Source organism: Albidovulum aestuarii (genome assembly GCF_029961185.1).
Lineage (GTDB): Bacteria > Pseudomonadota > Alphaproteobacteria > Rhodobacterales > Rhodobacteraceae > Albidovulum > Albidovulum aestuarii.
This window is the reverse complement of the sequence record NZ_JASBQQ010000001.1, coordinates 520,404-538,098: the sequence shown is the minus strand read 5'-3', so window position 1 is coordinate 538,098 and position 17,695 is coordinate 520,404. Positions and strand designations below refer to the sequence as shown.

Here is a 17,695-nt window from a genome sequence, read left to right as displayed (position 1 = left end):
CGTACCCGGTGCAAGGCACCGGGCACTCGGATTGCCTCCGGCGGGAGGTCTTTGAGAAAAGGAGAAGCAGATAGGCCCTTTGACTTCTTCCGTTCTTAAATACCTCCCGAGCGGAGCTGAACTGAACGAAGTGCCAGAAGGCGTGTGCCCGCGTTTCGTGGGCACTCAATCGGATCGCGGGCGGCTCAGCCCGCGCGACGAATACGGGCGAGGATCTTCAGCCGCACCTCGTCGCCGACCATATCGGCGAAACCGGTCGCGCCGAAATCGGATCGGCTGACTTTTCCGGTGAGCAGGATTGAGAGGTTTTCGCGATGGCCCACCTCCGTGCCCTCGGGCCGGTAGAGCCGGGCGTCGAGCGTGATCTCGCGCGTTACGCCCCGGATCGTGAGGAGCCCGGTGACGGCAGCGCCGGTATCGGTCGGGCGGACCCGCGTGCTTTCGAAGTGGATCTCGGGGTAGCGGCCTGTATCGAGAACGCTCCCTCCTTTCATCGCCTGTGTGGCGAAGGGAAAGCTTGCCCGCGCGGCATCGGCATTCAGCGTGACCTCGACATGGCTGGCCGCCGCCCGGTCGAAATCGAGGCTGAGATCGGCCGATGTGACCGGCATCCGGCCGCGGATCGGGGTCTGGCCGAAATCGGTCTCGAATCCCACGGCGGAGCCTTCCCTGTCGAGCACGTAGGTCAGGGCCGCCGCATGGGCGGCTGGGATCAGGGAATGGCCGGTTGCGATGCTGCAAAGCCGCAAGGCTGCAAGCAGTGCGAAGAGAAAAAGCAATGCCGTTCGGTTTCGGGCGTGGCGCATGCGGGCTCCGGGTCATGGCGTCCGGCCCAGTCTATACCTGCCCTTGTCCGGTCGCGCTCATTTCCCCGTGATCGGGATATTGGGATTTCACCCGGGCAAGGGCAAACCCCGCCCCGTCCGTGCGTGTGGTGAGCGCCCAACTTTGCGGCGGGTCGGCGCGGGCGCGCAGCAGGTCGAGCTGCCAGCGGGTCCGGCCCATCCCGTGATCGGGCGCGAGGGACCAGCGGCTTTCAACCCCCGGCGCGCCGCCCGCTCCGGGGGTCAGCATCAGCCCGGTCGGCACCATCCTGCCCTCGGCGGCGCCGGTTTCGGCGGCCAGTTGCAGCCGCCGCACCGGGGTCAGGCGCGGTGGTTCGGGCAGTTCGGCAACGACGAGGGGTGTGGCTCCGGCGCGCAGGCCTTCCTCGAAACACCACAGAAGGTCTTCGATCCGGCCCGGGGTAACGAAGATCAGCCGCCCCGGCTCTATGAAAGGCACGACCCCTTCGGGGAAAAGCCGTTCGGGCAGCCAGCCGGGCCGCAGCCAGAGGACCGGCCCTTGCGTCCCGCGAGCTGCCATCAGCGCCAGCACCCGCCGCGCGGGGCCGCAAAATTCATGCACCCGCGCCCGCGCAAGCGACAGCGCGCCGAGAAAGGGCAGGCCGGGGCGGGGCCGCCGGTTCTGGCGCGAAATGAGTCGGGCGAGATCCTGGGTCGTCATGGGGAAAGAATAACGTGTTCTCTTTATGTTCTCAATCCGCCATCGCTTGACGCCCGCCCCCCACCGGGCCAAGGTCCGCCGGGTCAGCGCAAGGAGGCATCATGAAACGCGTCACATTGGGAGCGACCGACCTTGAGGTGTCCGCCCTCTGCCTTGGGACGATGACCTGGGGCAGCCAGACGCCGGAAGCCGAGGCCCATGCCCAGATCGACATGGCTTCCGAACGCGGCGTGAATTTCATGGATACGGCCGAGATGTATCCGGTCAACCCGGTCCGCAAGGAGACCTTGGGCCGGACCGAGGAGATCATCGGCAACTGGATCGCGAAGGGCGGCAATCGCGGCGACTGGGTGATTGCGACCAAGATCGCCGGCGAAGGGTCCATTGCGCGCGATAAGGGCGAGGTGATCGACGGGCGGTCTATCCGCAAGGCACTCGAAGCCTCGCTGCGGCGGCTCCGGACCGATCACGTCGATCTCTACCAGTTTCACTGGCCCAATCGCGGCAGCTACATGTTCCGCCAGAACTGGCGCTTTGATCCATCAAAACAGGACCGGGCGGCGGTGATCGCGAATATGGAGGAGTGTCTGGAGACACTCTGCGCGCTCGTCACCGAGGGCAAGATCCGCCATTGGGGTCTGTCGAATGAAAGCGCCTGGGGCATGGCGCAATGGATCCGGCTGGCGGATGAGGGCAGGGGGCCGCGTCCGGTTTCGCTGCAGAACGAATATTCGCTGCTTTGCCGCCTCTACGACACCGACCTGGCGGAGCTTGGCCATAACGAGCAGGTGACGCTCCTCGCCTTCTCGCCGATGGGTGCGGGGCTCCTGACTGGAAAATATGCAGGCGACGTAATCCCGGCCGGGTCGCGGCGCGAGGCGAACCCAGCGCTGGGCGGCCGCATCTCGCCGCGGGTCTGGGAGGCGGTTTCGGCCTATCTCGGTATCGCGCATCGCCACGGGCTCGACCCCGCACAGATGGCGCTGGCCTGGACGCTGACGCGGCCGTTCCCGACGGTGCCGATCTTTGGCGCGACAACGCTTGATCAGCTTGCCCCGGCGCTGGACGTGGTGGAGATAAAGCTCACCGACGAGGTGCTGGCCGAGATCGCGGAGGCGCACAAGGCGCACCCGATGCCTTATTGATCGGGCTGCGATATGTGGGAAGACAGGTCTGCGAGGCAGATGGCCGGGCGTGGGCTGATGGGGTTTGCTTTCTGCCGCGACTATTTGGATTCTGAATAGACAGGATCATACAGCCAGGTTCTTGGCTTTGGCCATTCAGCTGTCAGCATCTGCGCGCAGGACCCGAGACCAGTGCTTGTCGAGCGCGAAGGTCCACTCTTCCGGATATTCCCTGATCAGCCGTTCCATCTCCGCAAGCCAAGCCTGCGTCGTGGCCACCAGATCGACGCCGGGTTCTATGGCGGCTCCAATCTGCAGCGAAATCGCATCCTTCGTCTGCACCACCATGGCGGGCAGGATGGGCGCACCGGCCTTGCGTGCGAACCGGGCGGGCCAGCCAGTGATCCCGACGGGTTGGCCGAAGGCGGTGGCGCGTACAGTATCTGTTGACGGATCTACCGGTGCTTCAGGCGGTGGCGCCGTTCGGATGCGATCGACCACACCAAGCACCAGTTTTCCCTGCCTGAGCGTGCCAAGAACCTTCCGCGCGACGGTCGTCTGTTGTTCCACGCGGACATCCAGGACCTCGGCGTCGAGGTGCTGATAGACCTCCCATTCGGCCGCGGCACGTCGCTTGTCCGTCGCCGAGCGCACCAGGGCCAGAAGCGGGTAGCGCGCAGAGAACCCGCGGCCCATGGGAAAACCGGCTTGGGTGTGGGGAAGCACCAGAATGCACCCACGTTCTGCCGTGATCGTCCGGAATCGTTGTTCCTCGGGGATCCGGAACATACGGTCGATCGCATCGGTGCGGCCGTGCCGCACCTGCTCGAGCCTGTCTATGCCTCGGCAGAACTCGCGCACGTACCTTGCGAAAAGGCGCAGAGCATTCCCGGCCTTCGTCTGTTTTGCCAAAGCGGCGAATGTCGGTCGCACCAGATTTCCCGGTAGCAGGTAAGCGATCCAAAGGGCCAGTCCGAAAAGACTATAGCCGAGTTTCCGGACAAGCTGAGGCTGACGCGCCAGCCATCCGGCGAGAACGGCATATGCAGACCAGACCCGATCCTTTGTTGTCGTGAAGCTGGTCTTGTTCCCCATGGGACCAGATTACCCGCAGTTTCCAATAATGGAACCTCAATGGCTCCGATGATAGCCGCCTCTGGCGGACCTGATTGCAGCGCGAAGGACGCGTCGCCACGAAAAAGGGCAAGGCCACCGCCTTGCCCCTTCGTTTGCGTGTCTCCGTGGCTCAGTAAACGACGACCGAGCGGATCGATTCACCTGCATGCATCAGGTCGAAGCCCTTGTTGATGTCATCGAGCTTCAGCGTGTGTGTGATCATCGGGTCGATCTCGATCTTGCCGTCCATGTACCAGTCGACGATCTTCGGCACATCCGTCCGGCCCCGCGCGCCGCCAAAGGCGGTGCCTTTCCAGACCCGGCCAGTGACAAGCTGGAACGGCCGCGTCTCGATCACCGCACCTGCGGGTGCCACACCGATGATGATCGACTGGCCCCAGCCGCGATGGGTGCATTCCAGTGCATCGCGCATCACCTTAACGTTGCCGGTGCAGTCGAAGGAATAATCGGCCCCGCCGATCTGGTCGAAGGGGGTCTTTGTGATGTTGACGATCTCCTGAACCGTGTTCTCGACCTCTTTCGGGTTGACGAAATGGGTCATGCCGAACTTTTCGGCCATCGGCTTCTTGTCGGGGTTGATGTCGACGCCGATGATCTTGTCGGCCCCGGCAAGCCGCAGGCCTTGAATGACGTTCAGGCCGATACCGCCAAGGCCGAAGACGGCCGCCGTCGCGCCGATCTCCACCTTCGCGGTGTTGATCACCGCGCCGATGCCCGTGGTCACGCCGCAGCCGATATAACAGATCTTGTCGAAGGGCGCGTCCTCGCGGACCTTCGCCACCGCGATTTCAGGCAGGACCGTGTAGTTTGAAAAGGTCGAGCAGCCCATGTAATGCAGGATCGGATCCCCATCCAATGTGGTGAAGCGCGAGGTGCCGTCGGGCATCACGCCCTGGCCCTGCGTCGCCCGGATCGAGGTGCAGAGGTTGGTCTTGCGGGAAAGGCAGGACGGGCAGGTCCGGCATTCCGGCGTGTAGAGCGGGATCACATGGTCACCCTTCTTCACGCTCGTTACACCCTCGCCGACCTCAACCACGACGCCTGCGCCCTCATGGCCGAGAATTGCCGGGAACAACCCTTCGGGATCGGCGCCGGACAGCGTGAATTCATCGGTATGGCAGATGCCGGTGGCCTTGATTTCCACCATAACTTCGCCCGCCTTGGGGCCTGCGAGGTTCACCTCCATGATTTCCAGGGGCTTGCCGGCCTGAACGGCCACGGCGGCACGGGTGCGCATAAGAGATCCTCCCAATTCCTTCGTTCTCTTTCATCGACCCTGTGCGATAGTGGCTCGCAATGCAATTCGGGAAACGACATGAAAATGAAAGCTTTTGCCGTTTTTTCGGTTCTGGTCGGGCTGTGCGGTTGCGTTCAGGACGTGGCGGACCGACCTGATCCACCAATTGCAAGTTGTTCGGCCGAAGGGCTGCAACATCTTGTCGGACAACCGGAATCCGCCTTTGACCCAAGCGGATTCGACGAACCCGTCCGTGTCATCCATCCCGGTGATGCGGTCACGATGGACTTCAGCCTGCAACGCCTGAATGTCGAAATCGACGCGGAAGGTCGCATCGCCGCGATCCGCTGCGGTTGAGGGTTTCCCGGGTAAGGTGGGTTTAAACTCACCTTACGTTCCGGCTTTCCGGGGCGACTCGACTCGGCGGCCGAAGGGGCATAGAGTGGAACATATCAGGAACATTCTGCTATGCGCTGCCGCCGGATTCTGTCCCTCTGGTTCCCCCGCCTCGGGGCGGAATGTCTGCTGCGGCGGATGCGTGGCCTGCCGCCTGAACTTTTCGCCATTGTCGGGGAAGAGGCCAACCGTCAGGTCCTGACCTCACTGAGCGCGGAGGCGGAAGCGAAGGGACTTTATCTCGGTCAGCCCTTGCCGGATGCGCGCGCGATGTGCCCCGACCTTGTCACCCGCATCCGCAATCCGCAAGTGGAGGCGGCCTTTCTGGCCGCGCTTCGGCGCTGGGCGGGCCGGTTCAGCCCCTGGGTGGGTGAGGAGGCGCCAGACGGGCTGGTCATCGACCTGACCGGCGCCGCCCATCTTTTCGGCGGCGAGGAGGGCGTGCTTGCGGCCGTGGCCGCGGATTGCGAGGGTCTCGGGCTGACGGTGGAGGCAGGTATCGCCGATACGGTCGGCACTGCCTGGGGGCTTGCGCGGTATGCCGGCAAGCCCGGTGCGGTGACCCGCAACGGCGATGCCATTGATCAGGAGGCGCGGGCGACCCGGTCGCGCTCGGCGAAACGGCACTGGATCAGGGGCGGGGCCGCGCCGGTCACCATCGCCCCGCCCGCACCCGTCGCCCGCGTTGCCGCGCCGGGCCAGACCCGGCAGGCGCTGGCGCCCCTGCCGCTCGCAGCCCTGCGCATCGATGAGAAGACAGTCCACGGGCTTGCGCGCCTCGGCCTGCGCCATGTCGGCGATGTCCTCGGCACGCCGCGCGCGCCTCTTACGCGGCGCTTTGGCCGCGAACTGGTCCGCCGTCTCGATCAGGCCCTGGGGCTGGAGGAGGAGCCGGTCTCGCCCGCCCGTCCACCCCTGCATTTCGCGGTGCGCCTGACGCTGCCCGATCCGATCGGGCTCACCGAGGACATCATGGCCGGGATCGACCGGCTTCTGCCTGCGCTCTGCGATCGCTTGAAGGCGCGGGGGCAGGGCGCGCGGCGGGTCCGGCTGCAGCTTTTCCACGCCGATCACAGGATGCAGGAGATCGAGATCGGTCTGGCCCGGGCCAGCGCCGACCCCGCCATGCTGCGCCCGCTTCTGGTGCTGAAGCTGGCCGGGGTGGAGGCGGGGTTCGGCATCGACACGCTCCGGCTGGAGGCGCATGTCACCGAACCGGTCCAAGCCCGTCAGCATCGCGGCCCCTATGACCCGGTCGAGGGCTGCCCCGAAGGGGAGGAGTTCGAAAGGTTGGTCTCGCGGCTCGGGACCCGGGTCGGGATGGAGGCGATCACCCGGCTCGTCCCGGTCGATACCCATATCCCCGAGAAGACCGCGAAAATCCTGCCCGTCGCCTGGTCGAAACCGGCCGAGATATGGCCGCCGCCCCGCAACCCCCGGCCCGTCGTGCTTTTCCGCTGCGAGCCGGTTCAGGCCCATGACGACCCGATGGTGCCCGCCCGCTTCCGCTGGCGCCGACGCGTTCTGGTGACGGCCTCGGCCACCGGCCCGGAACGGATCGCACCGGAATGGTGGCTCGATGAACCCGGCTGGCGTTCGGGCACCCGCGATTACTGGCGGGTGGAGGTGACGACGGGCGAAAGGCTCTGGCTCTACTACGCCCATGGCGGGGCAGTGTCAGGCGGCTGGTTCTGTCAGGGTGTCTTTGCCTGAACCGCCCCCGCTGACCGTCTGAGCGCCGAGGCCGGTGCGCCGAACCGCGCCCGGAAAGCGCGGGCAAAGGCCATCTGGCTGGAAAACCCGGTTCTGAGCGCGACCTCCTGCAGGGGAAGCCGTGTATCGACGACCATGCGCCGCGCCTCGTCAAGCCTGAGGTCAAGGAAGAACCGGCCCGGGCTGGTGCCAAGCCTTTCGGCGAATAGCATCTCAAGCCGCCGTTGCGACAGGCCGATGCGCCGGGCAATGGCGGCAATGGGGATCGGGTTCTCCACGCCTCGTTCCATCAGCGCGATCGCGCGGCCAAGTGCGGGATCGCCCTTGGCCAGCCTTGCGGCCGACACTGCCTGCTGCGGCACGGTCGCGGCATGGACCGGCTCGTAAAGAAAGGCCCCCGCGACCCTTAGCGCCAGTTCTGCGCCGTGCCGTGTGCGGATCAGTTCCAGCATCATATCAAGGCAGGGCGCCGCCCCCCCGGTGGTCACAAAAGGCCCCGAGATCACGTAGCGGTCCTGACGGACGTCGACGGCGGGAAACCGGTCGGCGAAGGTTTCGAGGTCTTCCCAATGCACCGTCGCCGACCGCCCATCTAGGAGCCCCGCGAGCGCAAGGAACCACGGACCGCCATCGACCCCGATCATCGCCCTGAGCCGCGGGGCAAGACGCCTCAGCCGGGCCAGCAGCGGCGGCGTTGCCTGTTCGATCAGCCGAAAGCCCGCGACGATCAGCAGGATGTCCGCTTCGATCCGGTCCGGCAGCGCGTCCGCGTCGATCCGGAACCCGGTCGTCACCGGAATCGCGCCCGCCGCCGCACTGTAATAGCGCCAGGTAAAGAGCGTTCGTCCCGCCCGGCGATTTGCCGCCCGCATCGGATCGACCGCGGCGGCGAGCGACAGGGCGTTGGTATCGGCCATGACCAGCACCGCCACGTCGAGCGGCGCGGGGTCCGGGGCAAAGATCGGCTTTTCGCGTTTCATCAATTCGTTTCGTATTCGGTCAAGCTCTGGCCGGCAAGCCGCCTTGCGCATCGGGCCGGTCTCGATAAGGGTGACGAGGCGTCCCCTTCGCCCGGAACTCCTTGAATGCCCCGCCTGACAGATCTTGCCGTGCTGCTGCCTCTTGTTCTGGCTGCGCTTGCCGGATGCGACCGGACGCCGCCCGCACCGGAGCCCCCCGGAATGTCCTCGGCGGCCTTTTTCGACGCGGGACGGTTCGCGGATGTCTGGCATGTCGCGGCGACAATCGGCGACCCGGCCTGCGGTCCGCACGCGGAGACCTGGGACGTGACCGGCGCGGGGCGCTATCGCGTCACCGGCACGGTCTGCGGGCCGTCCGGATCGCGGACTTTCGCGACCGAAGCGGCGGTCACCGGCCCCGGCCGTATAGAGCGACGGATGCCGGAGGGAACTGAGGCACTCTGGGTGCTCTGGACCGATGCCGATTACCGGATTGCAGTGATCGGTACCCCGTCGCGGCACTTTGCCCGCATCCTGTCGCGCACGCCGGAGGTGCGGCCCGACCTGATGCAGGCGGCGCGGGATGTGCTGCGCTTCAACGGCTATGATCCGGCGGGACTGCAACCGCTCTGAGCGGCCGATATGATCCTGATCAAGGTGCAGGCGTCAGGCCCGCCGCAGGATGGGACCGACGCAACAGGAGACCGCGAAATGCGCCCCCTCGTCCTCATTCTCTGCCTCTTCGCATACCCGGCTCAAGCCGCAACCGACATCACGCTTGGCGCCGAGGTCTTTGCCGGTGCCTGTGCCGCCTGTCACGGGGAAAAGGCGACAGGTGACGGGCCAATGCGCGATCTGATCACGATACCGGTTCCCGATCTGACCCGCATCGCCGCGCGCAATGGCGGGGAGTTCCCCTGGCTGAAGGTGGTCCATATCATCGACGGCCGCACTGGTCTGCGTGGCCATGGTGGGCCGATGCCTCTGTTCGGCACGGTCTTTGCGGGCGATGCCTCCGTGGCCGATGCCCGTGACGGCACGCCGGTCATCACCTCCGAACGGGTTCTGGCTGTCGTAGACTATCTGGCTGCGATACAGGTGGAAGAATGACGACACCGTCACGAAAGGACAAACCATGATCCGGATCCTCATACCCATCGCGGCAGCCTGCGCACTAACGGCCTGCGCGCCCGAGCGGCAGGTATCAGGCCGGGCGCTCTATCAGGACTATTGCCTGTCCTGCCACGGGGCGGGCGGTCGGGGTGACGGTCCGGCGGCGGAGGGGCTTGGCAAGGCCCCGGCTGACCTGACGACCATCTCGGCGCGCAATGGCGGCACTTTCCCGATGGCGCAGGTGATGTCGGTTATTGACGGCTATTCCCGACGCGGCGACCGCAGTTCGGTGATGCCGGAACTGGGCGTTGCCTTGCAGGAAGGGCCTCTGGTGCGGGTCGATACCGGCGACGGGATCGCGACGCCCACACCAGCCAATCTCGTGGCATTAGCCAATTATCTAAAGGGCTTGCAGGAATAAGTTCAGATCAGATCGACGATGGATTTGCCTAACCGGAAGGGGGCCGCAAAGGCGACGAGACAGAGCGCGAGGATCTGAAGCGTCAGGATGCCCGCACTGTCCTCCAGCACCTGCCATTCATCCCTCAGATGCATGACCTCGCCGATCAGGTCCTCATAGGCCTTGGCGATGACCTGAAACTCGGCGGCGATCCCAGCGACGCTGGGGGCCTGACGAAGCAGCGCCACAGCCGCCTCTGTCATGGCGTCGCGCGGTTCAAAGGCGAGGAATTCAGCCATATCAAAGCTCTCAACTTCGTCCTCCATATCACTGGATTTACTTCCGAAAAACAGGTTCAACCCCTGCAGCGGCGCGGCGCGTTCGGTGACGGCGATGAAGAGCGGTAACTGGGCGTTGCCGGCGGTGGAGGCGGAGAGGAATTCGACCTTGTCGCAGAGGTCGCGGATGGCGGTGCGGAAGGTGGCGGCGGGGTGGTTTACCTCGCAATGGGCCAGCCGGAACCTTGCGGCGTCGCGGTCGAATTCGCGGGTGGTGGCATAGGCGATGTCGATCTGGCGCGAGAGGCGGGACGAATCCTCGGCGTAAACCCCTGCAATCACTGCGGTTAATGCCCCGATCCCGCCGAGGCAGATCCACACCAGATCGGCGATTTTCCACGCTTTCTGCGAGACATGGCGGCGGAAAAGGTAAGAGGTGAAAAGGCAGCCGACCACGAAACACATCAGGATCAGCGGCAGCTGGTTGTCGGTGATGAAATCCATGATGCCCGCCCGTCTTGCCGCAAACCCGGTATGGTATCCGTACCGCAAGCGTATGGCCTGCGTACAGCCTCCGTCCCGACAGATGTCGTTACAGTGAAGTCACTCCTCGCGGTTGCGTGGGAACAGGCGGTCGGTCGGGAAGGATGGCAGCCAGCCCTCGCGGCGGATGGTCCAGAGCTCGTAAGTCGGGCGGAACCTGTCGGGCGCGTCGAACATGCCGAGATGCAGTTCCATCTCGTCCCCCGACCGGGAATAGACCGAGGAGCCGCAGGTGGGGCAGAAATGCCGGCCCTTATAGGCGCGCGTCTCACCCGTCACCGTGACGGCGGCTTCGGGAAAGATCGCCGAGGCGTGGAAGAGCGCGCCGTGATGCTTGCGGCAGTCGAGGCAATGGCAGATGCCGACGCGCAGAGGCTCCCCCCGCGCGGCGATCCGCACCGCGCCGCATTGGCATCCGCCGGTGACCTCGGTCATGCCTGCCCCCTTGATTGCGTTCGAGGGGCAGTTTCGGCCAAGGCGGGCGGCAATGCAATCGGAGGGGGCGGGCCGGGCAGGCCCGCCCGCCTCGGGGTCACTTGACCTTCTTGCCGGCGATCACGGTGTCGGCCTTGGCGGCACCGGAATTGGCGGTGGCGAGCACCTTCGGCTTTTCCTTCTTCGGCTTCTTGGCTTCGCGGTTACCGCGGCTTTTTTCCTTGGACATTTGTCTTCCCTTATCGCGTGAGGACCGGGCGGCTGATGCCGTCCGGATCGGTGCTCAGGGGGGCAGGGGAGCCTGTCTGTCGGACAGGGCGATGATCCCGATGGGCAGCAGGGGGCGTCGTGGCCCGGGCCTGCAAGGGGAATCTAGTGCGGCTGTGGTGGTCCGCAAGGGGGATGTGCGGGTCCTGTGCGGAAATCGACTTGTGGGCGTTTGGGGAAGACACCCTCCCTCGCACGAGGGGCGGGCGAGTCGTACACTTGCCTTTCTCCTTGCCCCACGGGCGGCCGAGGTTCACCCTTGGACATCGGCACAGCGAGGGAGGATGCGATGGCACTTTACCAGATGCTCGATAAGGCGATGGAGGCCCGTGACGCCGAGGCCTATATCGACCTCATGCACGACGACTTCACTTTCGTTCGCCACCAGAGCGGCGAGACGATGGGCAAGGCCGCGATGGCAGAGATGGTCCGGCGGATGATGGCCAGCGACAAGATGGCGATCCGCGACCAGCGGCTGATCTATGAAAACGGCGACATTCTCGTTGAGCATTCAGTGATGGATTTCCCCGACGGCACGAGCGAGGCGGTGATGGGGGTCCATACGCTGAAGGACGGCAAGATCCTGAGGACCGAAACCGGGGCGACATTGTTGAAGAAATAGGGCGGCGGAAGCGTCCGAGGACCGTCAGCCGAAGGTCCAGTGGACCTTCGGTAGGTCCGATTGCCCGGAGGCGCGAGCCGGAGGGCAAAGGGGGGTGCGGCTGGCTCCATCGGTTGTAAACCGGGGCGCGCCTGACTTGGCGGGCGCGGTAACGCGCCTGCCGGGGGGTGAGACCGGATCAGAAACGGTCCGGTGGACGTTCGTCGGGCAAACGCTCCACCGGAGCGTTTGCTTGTCCTCCTCACCCCGGTCGAACGCCCGCCCGCGTCGGGCGGGCCGGGTGGCAGGCGCGGCCGTCGAGGCAGTGCCTCGACTTGTCGCGGGACAAATCGGGCGGGGGAATGGTGATGTCGAGAGAAAGAGTAGGCGTTGGGTGTGGTCAACGCGGCGGGATGGTGCATTGAAGCGCACCCTACAGCCCGCTGGAAAGTTCTTCGCAATCAAGTTGGAATGGCGAGTCTTCTTTTGCCACTGCAACTTTAAATGATGACCTGCCCACCGAGCCATCGCGGTCATTGAATTCTATGAACAAAACGCGTTCACGGGAGTTTGGACCAATCTCTTCAAGTCGAACGCTCCACTCTTGCCTAAGTCCATTCGGCCAATGATCTCGTCTAATTGTAGATCCATCTTCTGGCGCTGGTTCCATCCATACAGAAACGAGTGACACTTCATTTCCTGTATTCGTTATGTGAATTCGGTTGGTGTACTTGCCACCACTTTGTGAACCGCCTGCGCTAATGACGGCAAACCTTGGTTGAATGCTTCTTTTTCGAGTTTTTCGCTCTTCCTCCAACATGTTCCGTTCATGTTCGAGAGTTTCCCTGGTCACGCTAACTAATTCACGTTGTTGCTCGACCGAGTTTGCAAGTTCCTTTGCTTGTAGTTTCAATGTTTCGACTGAGTTTCTCAGTTCTTCTCCCTGCTGAAAGAATCCGAGTATTAGCCAGAATATCGCAAGTGGCCCAAAAATACCTGCAAGGAAATCGCCGAATTCATTGAGTTGAAGCTGTCGAATCCCGAGCAGGTTTTCCCATTGAAAGAAGGCGACCGCTACGACGTAACAAAGAGATGAGAGAATTCCGATCCATCCTAAGGAGTTCGTGCGTCTTTTGACATTTTCACTCAAACATCCAACTCCTCCACGAACCGCGCGTTCTCGCTGATATACTGGAACCGCAGTTCCGGCTTCTTGCCCATCAGCCGCTCCACGAGGTCTCCGGTCTCACCCGGGAACTCGTCGTCGATGGAGACGCGGATCAGTTTGCGGGTCTCGGGGTTCATGGTCGTGTCTTTCAGGTCCTTGGCGTCCATCTCTCCCAGACCCTTGAAGCGCTGGACGTCGATCTTGCCCTTGCCACCAAGGCCCTTGGCCATCATGCGCTCTTTCTCGGCATCATCGGCCACATAGATGCGTTTGGCGCCTTGGGTCAGCCGGTAGAGCGGCGGGCAGGCGAGGTAGAGGTGCCCCTTGTCGATCATCGGCCGCATCTGGGTGAAGAAGAAGGTCATCAAGAGGGACGCGATATGGGCGCCGTCGACATCGGCATCGGTCATGATGATGATCTTGTCATAGCGCAGATCGTCGATATTGAACCGTGTCCCCAGCCCGCAGCCGAGCGCCTGGGTCAGGTCGCTGATCTCCTGATTGGTGCCGAGTTTCGATGAGGCGGCGCCAAGCACGTTGAGGATCTTGCCGCGCAGGGGCAAGAGGGCTTGTGTCTTGCGGTCCCGCGCCATCTTGGCCGAACCGCCCGCCGAGTCGCCTTCGACGATGAAGAGTTCGGTGCCCTCGCGCGCCGTGGCGGAGCAATCGACGAGCTTGCCGGGCAGGCGCAGTTTCTTGGTGGCCGATTTGCGCGCGGTTTCCTTTTCCTGCCGGCGGCGCAGGCGTTCCTCGGCGCGCAGGACGAGGAAATCGAGGATGGCGCCCGCGGATTTCGTATCCGCCGCCAGCCAGTTGTCGAAATGGTCGCGTACCGCGCCTTCGGTCATCTTCGCCGCCGCCTCGGTCGACAGCCGGTCCTTGGTCTGGCCGACAAAGGCCGGGTCGCGGATGAAGCAGGAGACGAGCGCGCAGCCCCCGGTCAGAAGGTCGTCGCGGGTGATCTGCGCCGCCTTCTTGTTGTTGACCAACTCGCCGTAGGCGCGGATGCCCTTCAGGATCGCGGCCCAGAAGCCCGCCTCATGCGTGCCGCCCTCGGGCGTGGGGACGGTGTTGCAATAGGACTGGATGAAGCCGTCGCGCGAGGGGGTCCAGTTGATCGCCCATTCGACGCTGCCGGGTTCGCCGTATTTCTCCTGAAACCCGACCTTTCCGGCAAAGGGGCGGTCGGCATAGGTGGTGGAGCCGTTGAGCTGTTCGGAAAGGTAATCGGAAAGGCCGCCGGGGAAGTGGAACGTGGCCTCCACCGGGGTTTCGCCGTCATCGATGGCGCTTTTCCAGCGGATCTCGACGCCCGAGAAGAGATAGGCCTTGGACCGCACCATCTTGAAAAGCCGCGCGGGTTTGAAGCGGTGATGGCCGAAGATCTCTTCATCGGCATGGAAGGTGATCGTGGTGCCGCGCCGGTTCTGGGTCGCGCCGGTCTTTTTGATCGGGCCGAGGGGCAGGCCGCGCGAGAAGCGCTGTTCGTAAAGCTCCTTGTTGCGGGCGACCTCGACCACCATGGAATCGGAGAGCGCGTTGACGACCGAGGCGCCGACGCCGTGCAGGCCGCCCGAGGTCTGATAGGCCTTGCCGGAAAACTTGCCGCCCGCGTGCAGCGTGCAGAGGATCACCTCCAGCGCCGACTTGCCGGGGAATTTCGGATGCGGGTCGATGGGGATGCCGCGGCCATTGTCGCGGATGGTGACGGCGAAATCCGCGTTGAGTTCGACCTCGATCCGGTTGGCATGACCCGCGACGGCCTCGTCCATCGAGTTGTCGAGAATCTCGGCCACCATGTGATGCAGCGCCCGTTCGTCGGTGCCGCCGATATACATGCCGGGCCGCTTGCGGACGGGTTCCAGCCCCTCAAGCACCTCGATCGAAGAGGCGTTGTAGTCGTCCGGCTGGCCGGAGAAGATGTCGTTCGCCATGGTGCTGCTCGTCTTCTTGATTGGTCGGCGATTAGACCATGCGGGGGGCGGCGGGGCAAGCGGGCTTGCCCTTGCGCCGGGCGGATATCCACGAAATATTGCGGTCGGGAAAAGTTGCGCCACCAAGGAGAGCGGGATGTGGAATGAACGCTATGCGGGCGACGACTATCTCTTCGGCACGGAACCAGCGGATTTCCTGCATCGCGCGGCAGGCTGGCTGGTGCCGGGCGACGAGGTGCTCTGCATCGCCGACGGAGAGGGGCGGAAATCAGTCTGGCTGGCCGGTCAGGGGATGCGCGTCACCGCCTTCGATCCGGCGGAGAACGCGGTGGCCAAGGCACGGCTTCTTGCAGCGGCAAAAGGGGCTGAGGTCACCTTTCATGTGACCGATCTCGATGGCTGGGACTGGTCGCGGCAATACGACACCGTCGCGGGCATCTTCATCCAGTTCGTCGGCCCCGCCGACCGGGCGGAGCTGTTCCGCCGCATCGACCGGGCGCTGAAGCCGGGCGGGCTGCTTCTGCTTCACGGTTATGCCCCGCGTCAGGTGGGCTACGGCACGGGTGGCCCGCCCGATTCCGCGAATATGTATACGCTCGACCTCCTGCACGACGCCTTCGCGGGGTATGAAGTGCTGCGGGCCGAGGATTTCGATGCCGATGTCGACGAAGGCACGGGGCATTCGGGACGCTCGGCGCTGATTGATTTCGTGGCGCGAAAGCCGGGCGCTGCTTGAATTCAGGCGGGGACGCCATATCGATGAACCCTGAAGGGAGAATTAGATGAAGACCGAGGCGGTCATTGACCACATCACAGGCTGGCTTGAGGACTATTGCGCCCGGGCCGGAATGAAGGGTTTCGTCGTCGGCGTGTCGGGCGGGATCGATTCCGCCGTCTCCTCGGCGCTTGCGGCACGGACCGGACGGCCGACCCTGGTGGTTGAGATGCCGATCCACCAAAGCAAGGATCAGGTCAGCCGGGCGCGCGACCATATCGCAATGCTGAAGGCGCGGCATCCGGCGGTTGACGGTGTCGAGGTGGAGCTGACCGGCGTCTTCGACAGTCTTGTCGCCGCATTGCCTGGGGAACCGCAGGGTGCCGCGCGCGAGATGGCATTGGTCAATACTCGTGCGCGACTGAGGATGACCACGCTTTACTACCTTGCTGGCCAGCATGGCCGTCTGGTTGTCGGCACTGGCAACAAGGTCGAGGATTTCGGCGTCGGGTTCTTTACCAAATACGGCGATGGCGGGGTGGACCTGAGCCCGATTGCCGATCTGATGAAGTCCGAGGTCTATGAGATCGGCCGGGCGCTGGGCGTCAATGACGCCATTCTCGGCGCGCCACCCACAGATGGGCTCTGGGGTGACAGCCGCACCGACGAGGACCAGATCGGCGCGAGCTATCCCGAGTTGGAATGGGCGATGAGCTTCACGGGTGACGAGGCCGCCTTGACCGGCAGGCAGGCCGAGGTCATGGCGATCTACCGCCGCCTGAACCGGGCCAACCAGCACAAGATGGTGCCGATTCCGGTCTGCGAGATTCCAGACAGGCTCAGATAAGACAGACGAACAGTGCGAATGTAGGAGACAGCGCACGTGCGCTTTTGAGACGCATCGGTATTTGACCGGTGGCTGGGAGAAAGCACACCGGCCAAATCTACCACGTCAGTTGGCTGTCGTCGGATCGATAACCGACGAAATCGGCGTGATGCGGTTTGCCGGAAACCCGCTCAGCTTGGCATGTTCGTGGATGGCGTCCTCGTCATCAGCAAGATAGACGCAAAATGTCTTGTTATCAGCGACATAGGAGTGTTCCCACTGAACCTTCGGCGAAAGCTTGGCCAAAGCATCGTTAGATGTCCGTGAAGCGTCGCGAAGCTGGCCGCGATCAAAACTTCCGACGGTCGGGATCTCCCGCTCAATAACAAATCGACGCATATCATCCTTCCTTTCTCTGGCTATCTGCCTTCGCAACTTCGGTGATTTGCAGATGCTGCCAGTACAAAGCGAGGACCGGGTAGTATAAAAAGAGAACCACACCCAATACAGATTGTGTACTGGACCCAAAGGCCAAGCCTTCATTAGGCTGAATTCCGGAGGAATTTGCCCGATGAGCGTCAAGCCTTATGGACTGATCTGCCCGATATCACATGCCTGCGAAATTCTGGAGCCGCGCTGGACGATCCCGATCCTGACCGAGATGTGGGGCGGATCGACCAAGTTCAACGACATCAAGCGCGGGGTCGGCAGTATCTCACCAACCCTTTTGTCGAAACGTCTGAAGGAACTTGAGGCGCACGGGCTGGTCGAGAGGCTCGAGGACCGGGCGACGGGCGAGGTGCACTACGTGCGCACGCAACGCGCGATCGATCTGGAACCCGCGCTGGACGCACTTGGGAACTGGGCACAGTGCAACATCGAGGCCCGACAGGCGCTCGAAAAACTCTCTGTCTCCAACCTGATGTGGCAGATGCGGAATTACTTCGACTTGGACGAACTGCCAAAGCGTCAGGTGGTCATTCAGTTCCGGTTTAGCGATCCGGGTCTTGAATATGATACATATTGGGTGCTTATCCGCCCCGGATTGCCGATAGAAATCTGTTCGTCGATCCCCGGTTTTGACGTTGACCTGTTCATCGAAACCGATCGATTTTCGATTTCTTCAATTCTGCTGGGACGGACAACTATCCCCCGCGAGATTGAGACCGGTCGGCTCTTTCTGAGTGGTGACGCGCTTCTGGCCCGAACCATGGATCGTTGGTTCTATCACCGCACCAAAGAAGATCCGGCAAAAATCTTGATGCTGGAACACACAACGCCTTAGTGATCTCTGTTTCGGTGCGAACTCGGTCCGGAACCAAGGCCCGCTTCGGGTTGAAGCC

General features: G+C 63.4%; 21 protein-coding genes. 10 read left to right on the top strand and 11 right to left on the bottom strand.

Annotated features, from left to right (window positions below; all coding sequences use genetic code 11):
• Nucleotides 1–185: 185 nt before the first annotated feature.
• Together QKW60_RS02745 and QKW60_RS02740 are read right to left on the bottom strand one after the other, a co-directional pair.
• Nucleotides 186–806, bottom strand: coding sequence for a YceI family protein (locus QKW60_RS02745; protein ID WP_282366250.1), 621 nt, complete (start codon nucleotides 804–806; stop codon nucleotides 186–188).
• 31 nt (nucleotides 807–837) lie between these two features.
• Entirely contained in the window at nucleotides 838–1,506 is a 669-nt protein-coding gene (locus QKW60_RS02740) for an ImuA family protein (RefSeq protein WP_282366249.1), read from the bottom strand.
• A 101-nt stretch (nucleotides 1,507–1,607) separates the two neighbouring features.
• Here QKW60_RS02740 and QKW60_RS02735 point away from each other — a divergent pair, with 101 nt between their 5' ends.
• Nucleotides 1,608–2,651: an aldo/keto reductase gene (locus QKW60_RS02735; protein WP_282366247.1), complete on the top strand. Its 1,044-nt coding sequence runs from the start codon at nucleotides 1,608–1,610 to the stop codon at nucleotides 2,649–2,651.
• A gap of 135 nt (nucleotides 2,652–2,786) precedes the next feature.
• Here QKW60_RS02735 and QKW60_RS02730 read toward each other — a convergent pair whose 3' ends face one another.
• Together QKW60_RS02730 and QKW60_RS02725 are read right to left on the bottom strand one after the other, a co-directional pair.
• The gene (locus QKW60_RS02730; RefSeq protein WP_282366246.1) at nucleotides 2,787–3,725 is read right to left on the bottom strand and encodes an LpxL/LpxP family acyltransferase; all 939 of its coding nucleotides are present in this window, start codon (nucleotides 3,723–3,725) and stop codon (nucleotides 2,787–2,789) included.
• A gap of 151 nt (nucleotides 3,726–3,876) precedes the next feature.
• The gene (locus tag QKW60_RS02725) at nucleotides 3,877–5,004 is read right to left on the bottom strand and encodes an S-(hydroxymethyl)glutathione dehydrogenase/class III alcohol dehydrogenase (RefSeq protein ID WP_282366245.1); all 1,128 of its coding nucleotides are present in this window, start codon (nucleotides 5,002–5,004) and stop codon (nucleotides 3,877–3,879) included.
• A gap of 78 nt (nucleotides 5,005–5,082) precedes the next feature.
• On the opposite strand from QKW60_RS02725, the gene QKW60_RS02720 reads away from it, so the two are divergent.
• The gene (locus QKW60_RS02720) at nucleotides 5,083–5,361 is read left to right on the top strand and encodes an I78 family peptidase inhibitor (RefSeq protein WP_282366244.1); all 279 of its coding nucleotides are present in this window, start codon (nucleotides 5,083–5,085) and stop codon (nucleotides 5,359–5,361) included.
• Between the two features lie 111 nt (nucleotides 5,362–5,472).
• A complete protein-coding gene (locus QKW60_RS02715; protein WP_282366243.1) occupies nucleotides 5,473–7,113 on the top strand; it encodes a Y-family DNA polymerase in 1,641 nt (546 codons plus the stop codon).
• Here the strand turns inward: QKW60_RS02715 and QKW60_RS02710 are convergent.
• A complete protein-coding gene (locus QKW60_RS02710) occupies nucleotides 7,095–8,093 on the bottom strand; it encodes a GlxA family transcriptional regulator (protein WP_282366242.1) in 999 nt (332 codons plus the stop codon). The two genes, QKW60_RS02715 and QKW60_RS02710, sit on opposite strands and share 19 nt — an antisense overlap.
• Before the next feature lie 105 nt (nucleotides 8,094–8,198).
• On the opposite strand from QKW60_RS02710, the gene QKW60_RS02705 reads away from it, so the two are divergent.
• The 3 genes from QKW60_RS02705 to QKW60_RS02695 all read left to right on the top strand — a co-directional run bounded on the left by QKW60_RS02705 (nucleotide 8,199) and on the right by QKW60_RS02695 (nucleotide 9,606).
• Nucleotides 8,199–8,705 carry a lipocalin family protein gene (locus QKW60_RS02705; protein ID WP_282366241.1) on the top strand — a complete coding sequence of 169 codons (507 nt, stop codon included), beginning with the start codon at nucleotides 8,199–8,201 and terminating at the stop codon, nucleotides 8,703–8,705.
• A gap of 78 nt (nucleotides 8,706–8,783) precedes the next feature.
• Nucleotides 8,784–9,182, top strand: coding sequence for a cytochrome c (locus QKW60_RS02700; protein ID WP_282366240.1), 399 nt, complete (start codon nucleotides 8,784–8,786; stop codon nucleotides 9,180–9,182).
• A gap of 25 nt (nucleotides 9,183–9,207) precedes the next feature.
• A complete protein-coding gene (locus QKW60_RS02695) occupies nucleotides 9,208–9,606 on the top strand; it encodes a c-type cytochrome (RefSeq protein WP_282366238.1) in 399 nt (132 codons plus the stop codon).
• A gap of 2 nt (nucleotides 9,607–9,608) precedes the next feature.
• Here QKW60_RS02695 and QKW60_RS02690 read toward each other — a convergent pair whose 3' ends face one another.
• The 3 genes from QKW60_RS02690 to QKW60_RS02680 form a co-directional block, all read right to left on the bottom strand.
• Entirely contained in the window at nucleotides 9,609–10,367 is a 759-nt protein-coding gene (locus QKW60_RS02690) for a hypothetical protein (protein WP_282366237.1), read from the bottom strand.
• Between the two features lie 99 nt (nucleotides 10,368–10,466).
• Nucleotides 10,467–10,841: a GFA family protein gene (locus tag QKW60_RS02685; RefSeq protein WP_282366235.1), complete on the bottom strand. Its 375-nt coding sequence runs from the start codon at nucleotides 10,839–10,841 to the stop codon at nucleotides 10,467–10,469.
• A gap of 97 nt (nucleotides 10,842–10,938) precedes the next feature.
• A complete protein-coding gene (locus QKW60_RS02680) occupies nucleotides 10,939–11,070 on the bottom strand; it encodes a hypothetical protein (protein WP_282366233.1) in 132 nt (43 codons plus the stop codon).
• Nucleotides 11,071–11,397: 327 nt separating this feature from the next.
• Here QKW60_RS02680 and QKW60_RS02675 point away from each other — a divergent pair, with 327 nt between their 5' ends.
• A complete protein-coding gene (locus QKW60_RS02675; RefSeq protein ID WP_282366231.1) occupies nucleotides 11,398–11,730 on the top strand; it encodes a nuclear transport factor 2 family protein in 333 nt (110 codons plus the stop codon).
• Nucleotides 11,731–12,142: 412 nt separating this feature from the next.
• Here the strand turns inward: QKW60_RS02675 and QKW60_RS02670 are convergent, their stop codons facing one another.
• The gene (locus tag QKW60_RS02670) at nucleotides 12,143–12,859 is read right to left on the bottom strand and encodes a hypothetical protein (protein WP_282366230.1); all 717 of its coding nucleotides are present in this window, start codon (nucleotides 12,857–12,859) and stop codon (nucleotides 12,143–12,145) included.
• Nucleotides 12,856–14,811, bottom strand: coding sequence for a DNA topoisomerase IV subunit B (gene parE / locus QKW60_RS02665; RefSeq protein ID WP_282366229.1), 1,956 nt, complete (start codon nucleotides 14,809–14,811; stop codon nucleotides 12,856–12,858). The genes QKW60_RS02670 and parE overlap by 4 nt, the downstream gene beginning before the upstream one ends.
• A gap of 136 nt (nucleotides 14,812–14,947) precedes the next feature.
• Between parE and QKW60_RS02660 the strand changes: the two genes are divergently transcribed.
• Together QKW60_RS02660 and nadE are read left to right on the top strand one after the other, a co-directional pair.
• Nucleotides 14,948–15,547: an SAM-dependent methyltransferase gene (locus QKW60_RS02660; RefSeq protein ID WP_282366228.1), complete on the top strand. Its 600-nt coding sequence runs from the start codon at nucleotides 14,948–14,950 to the stop codon at nucleotides 15,545–15,547.
• 46 nt (nucleotides 15,548–15,593) lie between these two features.
• Complete coding sequence (gene nadE / locus QKW60_RS02655) at nucleotides 15,594–16,373, top strand: NAD(+) synthase (protein ID WP_282366227.1); 780 nt, start codon at nucleotides 15,594–15,596, stop codon at nucleotides 16,371–16,373.
• A 105-nt stretch (nucleotides 16,374–16,478) separates the two neighbouring features.
• On the opposite strand, the gene QKW60_RS02650 is transcribed toward nadE, so the two are convergent.
• Nucleotides 16,479–16,751: a DUF4242 domain-containing protein gene (locus tag QKW60_RS02650; RefSeq protein ID WP_263738387.1), complete on the bottom strand. Its 273-nt coding sequence runs from the start codon at nucleotides 16,749–16,751 to the stop codon at nucleotides 16,479–16,481.
• A 172-nt stretch (nucleotides 16,752–16,923) separates the two neighbouring features.
• Between QKW60_RS02650 and QKW60_RS02645 the strand changes: the two genes are divergently transcribed.
• Nucleotides 16,924–17,637, top strand: coding sequence for a winged helix-turn-helix transcriptional regulator (locus QKW60_RS02645; RefSeq protein WP_282366223.1), 714 nt, complete (start codon nucleotides 16,924–16,926; stop codon nucleotides 17,635–17,637).
• The last annotated feature ends 58 nt before the right edge of the window (nucleotides 17,638–17,695 follow it).

Coding starts and splice junctions, on each gene's coding strand:
- QKW60_RS02745 (WP_282366250.1), bottom strand. CDS start 806: ATGCGCCACGCCCGAAACCGAACGGCATTGCTTTTTCTCTTCGCACTG.
- QKW60_RS02740 (WP_282366249.1), bottom strand. CDS start 1,506: ATGACGACCCAGGATCTCGCCCGACTCATTTCGCGCCAGAACCGGCGG.
- QKW60_RS02735 (WP_282366247.1), top strand. CDS start 1,608: ATGAAACGCGTCACATTGGGAGCGACCGACCTTGAGGTGTCCGCCCTC.
- QKW60_RS02730 (WP_282366246.1), bottom strand. CDS start 3,725: ATGGGGAACAAGACCAGCTTCACGACAACAAAGGATCGGGTCTGGTCT.
- QKW60_RS02725 (WP_282366245.1), bottom strand. CDS start 5,004: ATGCGCACCCGTGCCGCCGTGGCCGTTCAGGCCGGCAAGCCCCTGGAA.
- QKW60_RS02720 (WP_282366244.1), top strand. CDS start 5,083: ATGAAAATGAAAGCTTTTGCCGTTTTTTCGGTTCTGGTCGGGCTGTGC.
- QKW60_RS02715 (WP_282366243.1), top strand. CDS start 5,473: ATGCGCTGCCGCCGGATTCTGTCCCTCTGGTTCCCCCGCCTCGGGGCG.
- QKW60_RS02710 (WP_282366242.1), bottom strand. CDS start 8,093: ATGAAACGCGAAAAGCCGATCTTTGCCCCGGACCCCGCGCCGCTCGAC.
- QKW60_RS02705 (WP_282366241.1), top strand. CDS start 8,199: ATGCCCCGCCTGACAGATCTTGCCGTGCTGCTGCCTCTTGTTCTGGCT.
- QKW60_RS02700 (WP_282366240.1), top strand. CDS start 8,784: ATGCGCCCCCTCGTCCTCATTCTCTGCCTCTTCGCATACCCGGCTCAA.
- QKW60_RS02695 (WP_282366238.1), top strand. CDS start 9,208: ATGATCCGGATCCTCATACCCATCGCGGCAGCCTGCGCACTAACGGCC.
- QKW60_RS02690 (WP_282366237.1), bottom strand. CDS start 10,367: ATGGATTTCATCACCGACAACCAGCTGCCGCTGATCCTGATGTGTTTC.
- QKW60_RS02685 (WP_282366235.1), bottom strand. CDS start 10,841: ATGACCGAGGTCACCGGCGGATGCCAATGCGGCGCGGTGCGGATCGCC.
- QKW60_RS02680 (WP_282366233.1), bottom strand. CDS start 11,070: ATGTCCAAGGAAAAAAGCCGCGGTAACCGCGAAGCCAAGAAGCCGAAG.
- QKW60_RS02675 (WP_282366231.1), top strand. CDS start 11,398: ATGGCACTTTACCAGATGCTCGATAAGGCGATGGAGGCCCGTGACGCC.
- parE (WP_282366229.1), bottom strand. CDS start 14,811: ATGGCGAACGACATCTTCTCCGGCCAGCCGGACGACTACAACGCCTCT.
- QKW60_RS02660 (WP_282366228.1), top strand. CDS start 14,948: ATGTGGAATGAACGCTATGCGGGCGACGACTATCTCTTCGGCACGGAA.
- nadE (WP_282366227.1), top strand. CDS start 15,594: ATGAAGACCGAGGCGGTCATTGACCACATCACAGGCTGGCTTGAGGAC.
- QKW60_RS02650 (WP_263738387.1), bottom strand. CDS start 16,751: ATGCGTCGATTTGTTATTGAGCGGGAGATCCCGACCGTCGGAAGTTTT.
- QKW60_RS02645 (WP_282366223.1), top strand. CDS start 16,924: ATGAGCGTCAAGCCTTATGGACTGATCTGCCCGATATCACATGCCTGC.